This is a genomic window from Mesorhizobium sp. M0983, assembly GCF_040318975.1.
In the GTDB taxonomy this organism is placed as follows: Bacteria; Pseudomonadota; Alphaproteobacteria; order Rhizobiales; family Rhizobiaceae; genus Mesorhizobium.
On sequence record NZ_JAMYNH010000001.1, the window covers coordinates 121829 to 134229 of the forward strand.

Here is a 12401-nt window from a genome sequence, read left to right on the forward strand (position 1 = left end):
GCACTCAGTTCGGGGCTTGCGCCTTCAGCGCCCGCAGGATGCGCTCCGGCGTGATCGGCAGCGTATCGATGCGCACACCGACAGCGTCGAAGACGGCATTGGCGACCGCCGGGATCTGCGGGTTGGCGCACATTTCGCCCGGCCCCTTGGCGCCATACGGCCCGTCCGCCGAGGGCCGTTCCAGCACGATGATCTCGGTTTGCGCGAGATCGCCAGGACCCGGCATCAGATATTGGTTGAAGTCGGTGCCGCCATGGTCGCGGTTGGGATAATAGGGCTCGGTCGTTTCGTAGAGCGCATGGCTGATGCCCATCCACGAGCCGCCAACGAGTTGCTGCTCGACCATTTTCGGGTTCAGCGCGCGGCCGATCTCAAACACGTTCTTCACCGTCAGCACGGTGACCTCGCCGGTCTCGTCGTCGACCTCGACCTCCGCCACCGTGCAGGCATGGGCGTAGCAGGTAGAGGGCTTCATCGCTCCGGTCTCTTTCTCCGGATAGGAGCGGGGGATCAAAAACATGCCGCGGCCGGAAATCGAACGGCCGCGCTTGAAATGCGCCGACAGCGCGACATCGAAGATCGAGATCGATCTTTGCGGCGCGCCCTTGACCAGGATGTTGCCCTCGCCATCGGTCTCGAGGTCCGAGGCGTTTACCTCAAGTTCCTCGGCCGCCACTTCCAGCATCACCTGGCGGGCTTCCCTGGCGGCCTGGATGACCGCATTGCCGGCCCGATGCGTGCCGCGCGAGGCGAAGGTGCCCATGCAGTGCGGGCCGGTGTCGGTGTCGGCGGTGTCGACGACGACGCGGTCGGTCGGTACGCCGATCGTCTCGGCGCAGATCTGTGCCATGATCTGCTTCATGCCCTGGCCCAGGTCGACGCTGGAGAGCGTGACCATGAAATTGCCGGTCGGCGTCGAATGCACCAGCGCCTGCGTCGGGTCGCCGCCGAGATTCATGCCGGTCGGATAATTGATCGCGGCGACGCCGCGTCCGCGCCTGATCGCCATCTCAAGCTCCCTTCGCGTAAGACGACATCGTCATGAACTTCTCCGCCACTGGCCAGTTGGCGGCGCGCGAGGCTTCCTGCATGCACTCGATCAGCGCCGCCCCCTCCGTCGGCTGCCGGTGTGCCTTCATGTCGCCGTCGCGGTAGGCGTTGATGAAGCGGAATTCGAGAGGGTCCATGCCGATCAGCCGGGCGAGCTTGTCCATCTGCACCTCCAGCGCGAAGTCGCCGATGGTGACGCCGAAACCGCGCATCGCCGAGGACGGGGTACGGTTGGTGTAGACGCAGTAGGTGTCGATCCAGACATTCGGGATCGTATACGGGCCAGGATAATGCCCGGCGCCCTTCTGCGCGCCGTAGGGCGAATGGCGCGAATAGGCGCCGGCATCGGTGTAGCCGGTCACTTTCCGCGCCACGATGCGGCCGTCGTTCATGACGCCGTCCTTGATGACGACCTTCTCGGCGGCGCGCGGCGAGGAAATCTGCATCTCCTCCTCGCGGCTATAGACAAAACAAACCGGTCGTCCGGTTAGTTTGGCGCCGAGGATGGCGATCGGCTCGACGATGACGTCGACCTTGCCGCCAAAACCGCCGCCGACGGTGCCGCCGACGAAATGCAGCTTGTTGCCGGGCATCTGCAGGATGATCGAGGCGTTGTCGAGCGTGAAGAACATCGCCTGCGTGTTGGTGTAGCAGGTGAAGCGGTCGTTGCCCTCCGGTGCGACGATGCAGCCGGTCGTCTCGGTCGGCGCATGCTCGATCGGCGAGGACTGATAGGTCTGTTCGAGCACGTGGTCGGCTGTGGCAAAGCCTGCCTCGACATCGCCAAAGCGCACCTTGCGGCATTCGCCGCTGTCGTAGAGGTAATAGTTCCGGCCGTGATACTCGTTGACGATCGGCGCGTCGGGCTTCAGCGCTTCCTCCATGTCGAAGACGGCCGGCAGCACCTCGTAGTCGACCTTGACCTTGGCGGCGGCTTCCTGCGCGGCGCGCTCGGTCTCGGCCAGCACCGCCACCACCGCCTCGCCCTTCCAGCGCACCTTGCCGTCAGCCAGCACCGTCTCGTCCTCCGGCCCGATCTGGATCAGGATCAGGATGGTGTAGACATTGTGCGGCACATCCTTGGCGGTCAGCACCTTGACGACACCCGGATGCTTTTCCGCCTCGGACGTATCGATGCTGCGTATGCGGGCGTGATGGTGCGGGCTGCGCACCATCTTCAGGTGCAGCATGCCGGGAAAATTGCGGTCGGCGAAATAGGTGGTCTTGCCAGTGACATGGCCGGGTGAATCCGAACGCGGCCGCGGCTGGCCGATCTCGTGCAGATCGTCCTTGCGCTGGTCGGCGAAATAGCTCTTGCGGAGTTCCATTTCTTAACTCCCTCAAACCGCGTTCTGCGAATTGGAGCGCGCGGCGGTCAGCACCGCCTGGATGATCGGCTCGTAACCGGTGCAGCGGCAGATATTGCCCGACAGCGCCTCGACCACGTCCTCGCGGCTGGGGTTCGGCGTGTGATCGAGCAGTACCTTGGCTGCCATGATCATGCCCGGCGTGCAGAAACCGCATTGCGTGGCGAAAGCATCGAGGAAAGCGCGTTGCAGCGAATGCAGCACGCCGCCTTCCGAAAGCCCCGACGTCGTGGTGACGGCCGCACCGTTGCAGGTCTCGGCCAACGTCAGGCAGGACAGCCTGAGCTCGCCATCGATGATGACCGTGCAGGCGCCGCAAGTGCCTTGATGGCAGCCGCCTTTTGGCGAGGTGTCGCCGATCTTGTCGCGCAGCGCGTGAAGCAGCGTCGTGCCGCTGTCGATGAACTCGGCCTTTTCGGCACCATTGAGCGTGAACTGAACCGGGACCTTCGCCATCTTTGTTACTCCTTGCGCCGCAGCCAGGGCGTTCAGGCGAGCAGCAGCCGGCCGAGATGGACCGGCAGGACTTCGTTGCGATACCAGGCACTGGCGATCGGATCGGTTGGCGGCGAAGTGCCGTCGTGGGCAACGGCCAGTGCCGGTGCGATGCCGTCTGCGGTGAGTTTGCGGCCAATCAAGGCTTTCTCCGCCGCCCTGGCACGGATCGGCCGGTCGGCCATGCAGCCGAGCGCGATCCGCGCTGACGTGACAGTGCCGTCCTGTGCCTGTTCCAGCACGGTGGCGATGCTCAGCACCGCGACGCCCTTTGGCTTGACCCGCGACTGTTTCAGGAAGCGAAAACCGCCTTCCTTCGGAAGCGTGAAGCCGACCGCAGTGACGATGGCGTGATTGCTCTCGCGCTTTGCCAGAAAGGTTTCGATCGGCAGCTCGCCGTAGTCGGTGGTGACGGTTGCGTCCAACGCCAGCAGTGCAACGGTGAAATCGCCGTAAGGCGTTGGCGCGAAGAGATTGCCGCCGACCGTAGCCATGTTGCGGATCGCCGGTCCGCCGACGGCGCGCGCGGCGTGGGCCAGTGGAGCGAGATCCGGGTGACGGGCGATCGCCGCCATGGTCACCGAAGCGCCGATGCGGACCTCGCCGCCGGAAATGCGGATGATCGACAGCGCCGGTTCGGTCGACCGGATGAAACCGGAAATCGACACGTCGCCTTCGTTGGCGGCGCGCACGACCAGTGTGCCGCCACCGAGATAGCGGGTGCCGGCGGCCTTCAGCGCCGCGCCAGCGTCCTCCACCGTCGGGAAAGTCTGCAGTGCAAGCGCCATGGAACGCTCCTGTTTGTCAGCTCAATTCAGTTCAACCTTGCCGGCGAAATGGGCCTTCAGGGCGTTGAAGCCGCCCTGGAAGACGTTGGCGCCCATGCCTTCGGCCAGCTTGTCGGCTTCTTCGGGAGGGGCGTCGAAGCTGGCGGTCCATTCGGCATAGGTGCGGTCGCCGTCGGTCACCCGCCGCAACTGCAGCGTCGCCTTGTGGTTGGTAAGCGGTTGCGGCGTCTCCAGGATGGAGTAGCTGACGAGGAAATTCTCGTCGGAGAAATCGAGCAGCTTTTCGCGGAGGCGGGCGCCGCTGGCGAGCTGGAAATTGCGCACGCAGCCGATCGTGCCGGCGTCCTTGCCGTCCTCGATGTGGCTTTCGACCATGCGCGGATGCCAATTCGGCAGACCGTTGAAGTCGCGTATGCGCGCCCAGACCTTTTCGACCGGCGCATCGATGACGCTGGAGATGGTGACTTTCGCCATAGGATCGTTCCCTTGCAAATCAGCTGCTTGGGAGGGTAGGGCGGCGGGCTACGCGGCGCTTATCAATGCGTCTTGAATGCCTATCAATTAGTCTGAAAAACGGGCGCTCAGCTGATCGCCCGCGCCGCCTCGCGGTAAAGCGTCGGCGGGACGCCGACATGGTCGCGGAAGAAGCGCGAGAAATTGCCCTGGGTGGTGAAGCCGAGATTGCAGGCGACCGAGATCAGCGGCTCCTGCGACCACTGCAATTGCCGCACCGCTTCCTCCATGCGCAGCGTGTTCCAATAGACGTTGGGCGTCAGATTGGTCTGTTCCTTGAACAGGGCGAAGAAATGCGGCCGCGACAGGCCGACGCTGCGCGCCACGTCGTCGAAGCAGATGCGCTCGCAGACATTGGCTTTCATCAGCTGGATCGCCTTGCGGACGCGAAAATCCTGCATGGTGTTGACGCGGGCGCGCACCGTCTGCGGTGCGCAGGCGTCGGCGGCATCGAGCACGCTGTCGATGAAGCGCTCGATCTCGTAATTGGCGATGTCGTCGATGCTCTCATTGTCGCTGAGATGGTCGAGAAGGTTGGCCGCTGCCTTGTGCAGCCAAGGCTCGAGCGTGATTGCCGGGGCGGAGAACAGCGGCGCCGAGGAAGGCAGCTCGCGGCGCCTTCGAGCCCAGTCCGGATCAATGTAAAAGGCGAGGAACAGGCCGGGCGTGCCGTCGCGGGACAGAGCGTGGCTGTGCGGCTGGAAGGAATTGATGCCGGCGGCGGTGCCCGGTCCAAGCCGCACCGTCTCGCGGCCGATGGTCATCTCGCCGGCCGTGCCTTCCAGCCAGATGATGATATGCGCCTCGACATGGGCATGGGTGACGAAGTCGCTGGCGACGTTCAGGACAGAAACATGTCCGAACCGGCCCCAGTAGAGCCTGATCGCTTCCGTCATGGGTCTATCCTCCCGCAGGCGACTGGCCTCCCTTCGCCTGCTGCGAGCGATTGTGCGGCTCAGTTCGGGCTTGCGTCAAGACGGATGTGCACGCCCGGGCGCCGGCCATGCGCCGCAGCGGCGGATTTTCAGACTCGGCGATAGGAAGAAGGCGAGCGTTTCCAGGCCGGTATGGCAAGACCGGTGCGGTCGACGGCAACCGGCACTCCCTTCGAGGCTGAGCAAGGACTTTTGCCAGCGAAGCAACTTTGCCCCGCCGGCGGAAAAGTTCAGTCGTTGCGCCTGAAATTGCGGATGCGGTCGAACAGCACGGCGAGCAGGATGGCGCCGCCGATGAACACGCCTTGCCAGAAGGCATTGATGCCGAGCAGGCCGAGGCTGTTGCGGATGACCTCGATCAGCGCCGCGCCAACGACTGCGCCGAAGGCTGTGCCCATGCCGCCGGCCAGGTTGGCGCCACCGATGACGGTGGCGGCGATCACCTGAAGCTCCATGCCGTTGCCGAGATTTGTGGTGACCGCGCCCAGCCAGCCGGTCTGGATGATGCCGGCAAGGCCCGCCGCCAATGCCGAGATCATGTAGACGACAACCTTGATCTGGCGCACCGGAACGCCGGTCAGCGTCGCCGCATGCTCGTTGCCGCCGATGGCGAAGATGTGCCGGCCGAATTTCGTCCAGCGCAGCACGAAGCCGGTAATCATCGCTAGCACGATCATGTAGAGCACCGGATTGGCGATGCCGAACACCCAGGCGCCGCCGCCAAGCGCCAGCAGCTTGTCGTGGTCCGGCCCGAACTGGAAGACGACGGTGTTGTTGGAGGCGACCATGGCAAGGCTACGTGCGATCGAGAGCATGCCAAGCGTCACCACGAAGGGCGGAAAGCCGAGATAGGCGATCAGAACCCCGTTGAAGGCGCCGATGATCAGCGCCGTCGCGATCGCTGCGGCAATGCCGGTCTCGATGCCGTAGCCGGCATGCATGGTCACGGCCAGCACCATCGAGCACAGGCAAAGCACCGAGCCGACCGACAGGTCGATACCGCCGGTGATGATGACGAAGGTCATGCCGAGCGCCACGATGGCGACGAAGGTGATGTTGCGGGTGATGTTGTAGAGGTTCTTGGTCGTGGCGAAGGAATCCGTGGCCACGGACAGGAACAGGCAGGCGAGGATGACCGCGATCACCACCCAGAAGGTCTGGCTGGCAAACACCTTGCTCAGCAAGGTGTGCTGCTTGTGCGCGATCGTCTGATCAAGGGTGACTGCCATTATCGACCTTTTTTACTCTGGTTGAGGCGTCAATCATACCTGTTCGATGGCGCCGGTGATGAGTCCGGTGACTTCTTCCGGCGAACTCGATGCGATCGTCTTGTCGGCGACCTTGCGGCCGCGCCGCATGACGATGACGCGGTCGGCGACGTCAAAGACGTCAGGCATGCGGTGGCTGATCAGCACGACGGCGATGCCCTGGTCGCGCAAATGGCGGATCAGGTTCAGCACCTCGGCGACCTGGCGCACCGAGATCGCTGCCGTCGGCTCGTCCATCAGCACGATCTTGGCCTGCGAAAGCATGGTACGGGCGATCGCCACCGCTTGCCGCTGGCCGCCCGACATTTGTTTGACCAGGTCGCGCGGGCGCGTTTCGGATTTCAGCTCGGCGAAGATCTGGCCGGCACGTTTGTACATGGCGGCATAGTCGAGGATGCGAAGCGGCCCGAGGCCGCGGCGCAATTCACGGCCGAGATAGACGTTGGCGGCGGCCGTCAGATTGTTGCACAGTGCCAGGTCCTGATGGACGATTTCGATGCCGTGCTGGCGCGCCTCGACCGGCTTGTGCAGGATCAGCTCCTTGCCGTCCATCTGCATCGTGCCATGGCTCGGTGGGAAATTGCCGGCGATCATCTTGACCAGCGTCGACTTGCCGGCGCCGTTGTCGCCCATCAGGCCGACAACCTGTCCGGCCTCGATCGACAACGAAACGTCGTTGACCGCCTGGATGGCGCCAAAATGCTTCGAGATGTTGGTGAGTTCGAGAACCGCCACCAGCCTTCTTGCCTCCCCGTGCTTTGCGGCCTGCGGTTCTGCCGCGGCCTTTCGCTCTCCCCAGTTCCTCCCGGAAGCAGCGATTTTGCCCATTTACGCATAAGCCACCTTGGCGTCAACCACGGCTTCTTTCGAAAAATCAGTTTTGTAGGACAAATAGCATTGACGTCGGTGACAAGGCGATATTAGCTAAGTGTCGGAGGAGCTTGCGCCGATCCCCCGGGTTGCCGGAAGGAATCGGTGAAGGTTTGTCGGTCAGGGATTTGGTAACCAGCAGTATCTGTCGGTGCCGGTCTGAGACTGAATATGAAAATGCTTATCGACCTGGCTTGGCGACACGAGTGCGACGTCCTCTGTCATCTTGCTCCGGGTCGATCTGTGTGTGGCGGGCACGTGGTGTCCGTTTGTTTCAAAAGGGAGGACTGACATGAGGAAATCACTATTGCTCGCTGCCGCCGCCGTCATGGCGTTGGGTGCCGGGCCGGCTATGGCCAAGAAACAGCTCGTCATCGTCGTGAAGGGTCTCGACAATCCATTCTTCGAGGCCATCCACCAGGGTTGCGAGAAATGGAACAAGGAAAACGCCAGCTCGGAATATGAGTGCTTCTACACCGGACCGGCATCGACCTCGGACGAAGCCGGTGAAGCCCAGATCGTCCAGGACATGCTGAGCAAGCCCGACACTGTGGCGATGGCGATTTCGCCATCGAACGCGCCGCTGATCGCGCAGACGATCAAAAGCGCCAATCCGTCGATCCCGATCATGACCCTCGACGCCGACCTCAGCAAGGAAGATGCGGCGCTGCGCAAGACCTACCTCGGCACCGACAACTACCTGATGGGTCACAAGATCGGCGAATACATCAAGAAGGCCAAGCCGAATGGCGGCAAGATCTGCACCATCGAAGGCAATCCGGCGGCCGACAACATCCTGCGCCGCGCGCAGGGCATGCGTGACGCGCTTTCGGGCAAGGACGGCCTCGCCGCGCTGGCAGGCGAAGGCGGCTGGACGGAAGTTGCCGGCTGCCCGGTGTTCACCAATGACGACGGCGCCAAGGGCGTGCAGGCGATGACCGACATCCTCGCTGCCAATCCCGATCTCGACGCCTTCGGCATCATGGGCGGCTGGCCGCTGTTCGGCGCTCCGCAGCCCTACCGCGACCTGTTCAAGCCGATGGCCGACAAGATCGCCAGCAACGCCTTCGTCATCGGCGCCGCCGACACGATCGGCGACGAGGTGGCGATTGCCCGTGACGGGCTGGTGACCGCGCTGGTTGGCCAGCGGCCGTTCGAGATGGGCTACAAGGCGCCCTCGGTGATGATCGACCTGGTCGAAGGCAAGCCGGTCGCCGATCCGGTGTTCACCGGCCTCGACGAATGCACCAAGGACACGGTCGACACCTGCATCCAGAAGTAGGTTCGCAGTTTCGGGGCGCCCTTCGACGGGCGCCCCGTCACAGACCGTCCATACAAACGCACGAGGCGACGCTGCTTTGGAGCGTAGGCCGCTGCTTTGTCGTGTCCTGAGTTCAGGCTTTCGACAAGCGGCTGCCGGGGAATACGAATGCCGGACGCGACATCAAAAAAGCGACCCGCCAAGTTGAAGGCAGAGGCTGAGCGGCCGGCCGGCGTTCGGCGTGCCGACGCCGCACACTTTCCCGGATCGAGCGTGCATGCCTCGCTCGCCAACGAAATCGGGCTGAGGATCGTGCGCGGCGATTATCCGCCGGGAACCATCCTGCCCAACGAAGCCAAATGGTCGGAGACCTTCGACGTCAGCCGCTCGGCGGTGCGCGAAGCCATAAAAATGCTCATGGCCAAGAGCCTGCTTGCGTCACGTCCCAAAATCGGCAGCTGGGTCGAGCCGAAGGAGCGCTGGAACCTGCTCGATCGCGACGTGCTGGCCTGGTACGCGACCTCGCCGGACCGCGAGGTGTTCCTCCGGACGGTGCAGGAATTCCGCCACATCATCGAGCCGGAGGCCAGCGCTTTTGCCGCGATGCGGCGCACCGACGAGCAGATGGCCGAGATCAGCCAGGCCTGTCGCGAGATGGGCGAGGCGACCAACCTGCAGGAGCGCACCCGCGCCGACACGCGGTTCCACCTCGCCATCCTGCGCGCCTCGGGCAATGATCTGCTGGTGCCGCTCGGCGTGCTGATCGAATCGGCGCTCGATCACCTCTTTGTTTTCGTCACACGCGAAACCAGCGACCAGCGTCGGGCGCAGGCACTGCACGAGGCGATCGAGAAGAACATCCGCCTGCAGCGGCCCGCCGCAGCCCGTGCCGCGGTGCACAGGCTTCTCGCCAACACCGACGATGTTATCGGGCGGTCGCGGCGGTGATGGTTGCACCAGGGCTGGCATTGCTCCGAACGATTGTAAAACTCGGCATTCCTTCGCGCCCCTCTCTGTCCTGCCGGACATCTCCCTCACGAGGGGGGAGATTGGATGCCACTTCGGCTTTCGCTAATCATCAACGTTAGGCAATGAGGGCGGCGACCTCGGATGGGCCAGGGATTCGGACTTTTTTACCGCCGCAGCGTATTTTGTTCTTGCTTTGTGCCGGCAGCTATGCTACTAATCTGGTTATGGTGCTGATTGGCGCCGGCGACCCGCCTACCGAGGCGGGTTTTTTGTTTCTGGCTTTGAAATTGCAGTGTTGCCGATCTGAGGTCTGAGGGACAGCACCCCCCTCTGCCCTGCCGGGCATCTCCCCCAACAAGGCAGGGCAAATCGCGTAAGGAGTCCCCCTCATCCGGCCGCTTCGCGGCCACCTTCTCCCCGCTGGGGAGAAGAGGCTGACGCCGGCGCTGGCGATCTCCTCTCCCCTCGGGGAGAGGTTGGATTGCCCCGAATTGCCCTTCGCAATTCGGTTGGCAATCCGGGTGAGGGGGCTCTTGCCTACATGCGATTGCACTGCCTCAAGGGGGAAGATTGGCAGGTTCGCCAGTGGCGCTGACGCCTCGGAATGTTGCGGCAAGCTTGCGTGGCCAAAAGCTGATCGGCCGGCTCAGATCGTCTGCTTCTTGCCATCCCTGGTCGGCATCAGGTCGACGCCGTTGACCTTGCCGATATGCGTGGCCAGCATCGGCACATATTGGTCGGCGGGGCCGGCCGCGAAGGCGCCGGCGAAGGCGTTTTTGGTGGCGTTGCCGAGTGGGTTGGCGATGCCGGCAGCACCCGCCATCGATTCGAGATAGGTGAGATCCTTGAAGGCGTTGGCGATGCTGAATTTGTGCGCGTCGCGGTCGCCTTCCAGCGTCCAGCGCATGAAGGTCTGGTAGAAGCCGCAATCCATGCGGCCGTTGCGGATGACGCTGTCGAAGCGCGGCGGCGAGATGCCGACCTTCTGCGCCAGCGCCAGCGCCTCGGAATAGATCGCAGCGTAGCCGAGCGAAATGAAGTTGTTGAGCAGCTTCATGCGATGGCCGTCACCGGTGTCGCCGATATGGACGATGCGCCCGGCCCAGGTGTCGAGCACCGGCTTCAGCCGGGCAAAGACCGCGTCGGGCGCGCCGACCATGGCATCGAGCGTGCCTTCCCAGGCCTCCTTCGGCGTGCGGCTGAGCGGGGCATCGACATAATCGACGCCGAGCGCCTTGAGTTCGGCGGCCAGCGCCACCGTCGAGACAGGATCCGAGGTCGAGCAGTCGACGACAACCGATCCCTGCTTCAGGCCTTCCTTGAGGCCGCCTGGGCCGCGGATGATGGCTTCGACCTCGCGCGAGCCGGTGACGCAGATGAAGACGATATCGGATGCCGCGGCGACGTCGCGCGAGGTCGCCGCTTCCTTGGCGCCGCGGCCGAGCAGGTCTTCCGCCGGTGCGCGGTTCTTGCGGCCGAGAAACGTCAACGGATAGCCCTTGTCGACGATGTTCTTCGCTATGCCGTGCCCCATCAGGCCCAGCCCGATGAAGCCGATCTTTTCGCTCGCGGCGGTCGTGTTCATGTCGTTTCGTCCTATTTGCAGTGATGGATGACGGCGCTGCACCTTGCCGGCGAATTGTTGAAGCGGGTTTTTGCCGCATGCCGTGGCAGGCGATTGCAGAGTTCGATATTGTCTGACAATACACGTGAATTCCAGGGAGAGCAAAATGACGAAGCGGATCATGTTCACCGGCGGCAGCGGCAAGGCCGGGCGCCACGTCGTGCAGTATCTGGTCGAGCAGGGCTGCCAGGTGCTCAACATCGACACCAAGCCGCTCGACAATCCCAAGGTGCGCACGCTGATCACCGACATCACCGACAGCGGGCAGGTGTTCAACGCGCTGTCGAGCTATATCGGCCTGCATGAATTCGATCCGTCGCTGCGTTCGCAGCCGGTCGATGCCGTGGTGCATTTCGCGGCGATCCCGCGCATCATGATCACGCCCGACAACGAGGTGTTCCGCATCAACGCGCTCGGCACCTACAATGTCATCGAGGCCGCAGTGAAGCTCGGTATCCGCAAGGTGGTGATCGCCTCCAGCGAGACGACCTACGGCCTGGTCTTCGCCAACGAACCGCGCGATCCGACGCATTTTCCGCTCGACGAGGAGTACGACGTCGATCCGATGGACAGCTACGCGCTGTCCAAGGTCGTCAACGAGAAGACCGCGCGGGCGTTTGCACAACGCGATGGCTTCGACATCTATGCCTTGCGCATCGGCAACGTCATCGAGCCGCATGAATATTCGCTGTTTCCGAAATGGTTCGCCGATCCGGGTTTCCGCAAGCGCATTGCCTGGAGCTATATCGACGCGCGCGACCTCGGCCAGATCACGCTGCGCGCCATCGAAAAGGACGGGCTCGGCTATCAGGTGTTCAACGCCGCCAATGACGACACCTCGTCCGACCTGCCGACAGCCGAACTTTTGAAGCGGTTTTACCCCGATGTGCCGGTCAAGGGCGAACTTGGCGAATACGAGACGCTGCTCTCCAACCGCAAGGCACGCGACATGCTCGGCTTCCGGCCGGAACACAGCTGGCGGAAATATGTCAAGACGACCTGACGGGCGTACGTGATACGGAGCCGGCACTGGGCCAGCCCCGACGCGCAACGTTGAGAAGGCTCTGACTCAACCTCGAATTTGACATAGGCTATCTGCTGGCTGGTAATAACACGTTTCCCCCTTCGAGAGGAACGGTGCGGCCTGCGGGGGAATTGTTGACTTTAAACGCAACTAACTCTATTCTGTATCAGCGGTCGAAACCGGTCGGCTCGTCGCGCGGCCTGCACTTAACCAAAAGGTGGAGGCCAAGCGGTTTCT

General features: G+C 63.2%; 12 protein-coding genes. 3 read left to right on the plus strand and 9 right to left on the minus strand.

The genetic code is table 11. The features are described from left to right. Positions 1 to 4: 4 nt before the first annotated feature. The 8 genes from NKH71_RS00770 to NKH71_RS00805 all read right to left on the minus strand — a co-directional run bounded on the left by NKH71_RS00770 (position 5) and on the right by NKH71_RS00805 (position 7151). Positions 5 to 1009 carry a xanthine dehydrogenase family protein molybdopterin-binding subunit gene (locus tag NKH71_RS00770; protein ID WP_023721264.1) on the minus strand — a complete coding sequence of 335 codons (1005 nt, stop codon included), beginning with the start codon at positions 1007 to 1009 and terminating at the stop codon, positions 5 to 7. Between the two features lies 1 nt (position 1010). Next, a complete protein-coding gene (locus NKH71_RS00775) occupies positions 1011 to 2378 on the minus strand; it encodes a xanthine dehydrogenase family protein molybdopterin-binding subunit (RefSeq protein WP_023721263.1) in 1368 nt (455 codons plus the stop codon). A 12-nt stretch (positions 2379 to 2390) separates the two neighbouring features. Further along, the gene (locus NKH71_RS00780) at positions 2391 to 2873 is read right to left on the minus strand and encodes a (2Fe-2S)-binding protein (protein ID WP_023721262.1); all 483 of its coding nucleotides are present in this window, start codon (positions 2871 to 2873) and stop codon (positions 2391 to 2393) included. A 32-nt stretch (positions 2874 to 2905) separates the two neighbouring features. Continuing rightward, the gene (locus NKH71_RS00785; protein ID WP_023721261.1) at positions 2906 to 3700 is read right to left on the minus strand and encodes an FAD binding domain-containing protein; all 795 of its coding nucleotides are present in this window, start codon (positions 3698 to 3700) and stop codon (positions 2906 to 2908) included. A 21-nt stretch (positions 3701 to 3721) separates the two neighbouring features. Further along, positions 3722 to 4174 (minus strand): SRPBCC family protein, encoded by a 453-nt coding sequence (locus NKH71_RS00790; protein ID WP_023721260.1) that lies wholly within the window; start codon positions 4172 to 4174, stop codon positions 3722 to 3724. A 107-nt stretch (positions 4175 to 4281) separates the two neighbouring features. Then, positions 4282 to 5109: an AraC family transcriptional regulator gene (locus NKH71_RS00795; RefSeq protein ID WP_023721259.1), complete on the minus strand. Its 828-nt coding sequence runs from the start codon at positions 5107 to 5109 to the stop codon at positions 4282 to 4284. Positions 5110 to 5378: 269 nt separating this feature from the next. Beyond that, positions 5379 to 6377: an ABC transporter permease gene (locus NKH71_RS00800; protein WP_023721258.1), complete on the minus strand. Its 999-nt coding sequence runs from the start codon at positions 6375 to 6377 to the stop codon at positions 5379 to 5381. A gap of 33 nt (positions 6378 to 6410) precedes the next feature. Beyond that, on the minus strand, positions 6411 to 7151 hold the full coding sequence (locus NKH71_RS00805) for an ATP-binding cassette domain-containing protein (RefSeq protein ID WP_023675804.1): 741 nt from the start codon (positions 7149 to 7151) through the stop codon (positions 6411 to 6413). Positions 7152 to 7578: 427 nt separating this feature from the next. Between NKH71_RS00805 and NKH71_RS00810 the strand changes: the two genes are divergently transcribed. Together NKH71_RS00810 and NKH71_RS00815 are read left to right on the plus strand one after the other, a co-directional pair. After that, positions 7579 to 8568 carry a sugar-binding protein gene (locus tag NKH71_RS00810; protein WP_023721257.1) on the plus strand — a complete coding sequence of 330 codons (990 nt, stop codon included), beginning with the start codon at positions 7579 to 7581 and terminating at the stop codon, positions 8566 to 8568. A gap of 147 nt (positions 8569 to 8715) precedes the next feature. Beyond that, positions 8716 to 9495: a FadR/GntR family transcriptional regulator gene (locus NKH71_RS00815; RefSeq protein ID WP_023721256.1), complete on the plus strand. Its 780-nt coding sequence runs from the start codon at positions 8716 to 8718 to the stop codon at positions 9493 to 9495. Positions 9496 to 10162: 667 nt separating this feature from the next. Here NKH71_RS00815 and NKH71_RS00820 read toward each other — a convergent pair. Continuing rightward, on the minus strand, positions 10163 to 11101 hold the full coding sequence (locus NKH71_RS00820; protein WP_023721255.1) for an NAD(P)-dependent oxidoreductase: 939 nt from the start codon (positions 11099 to 11101) through the stop codon (positions 10163 to 10165). Positions 11102 to 11246: 145 nt separating this feature from the next. Between NKH71_RS00820 and NKH71_RS00825 the strand changes: the two genes are divergently transcribed. Beyond that, a complete protein-coding gene (locus NKH71_RS00825; RefSeq protein WP_023721254.1) occupies positions 11247 to 12143 on the plus strand; it encodes an NAD-dependent epimerase/dehydratase family protein in 897 nt (298 codons plus the stop codon). Positions 12144 to 12401 lie beyond the last annotated feature (258 nt).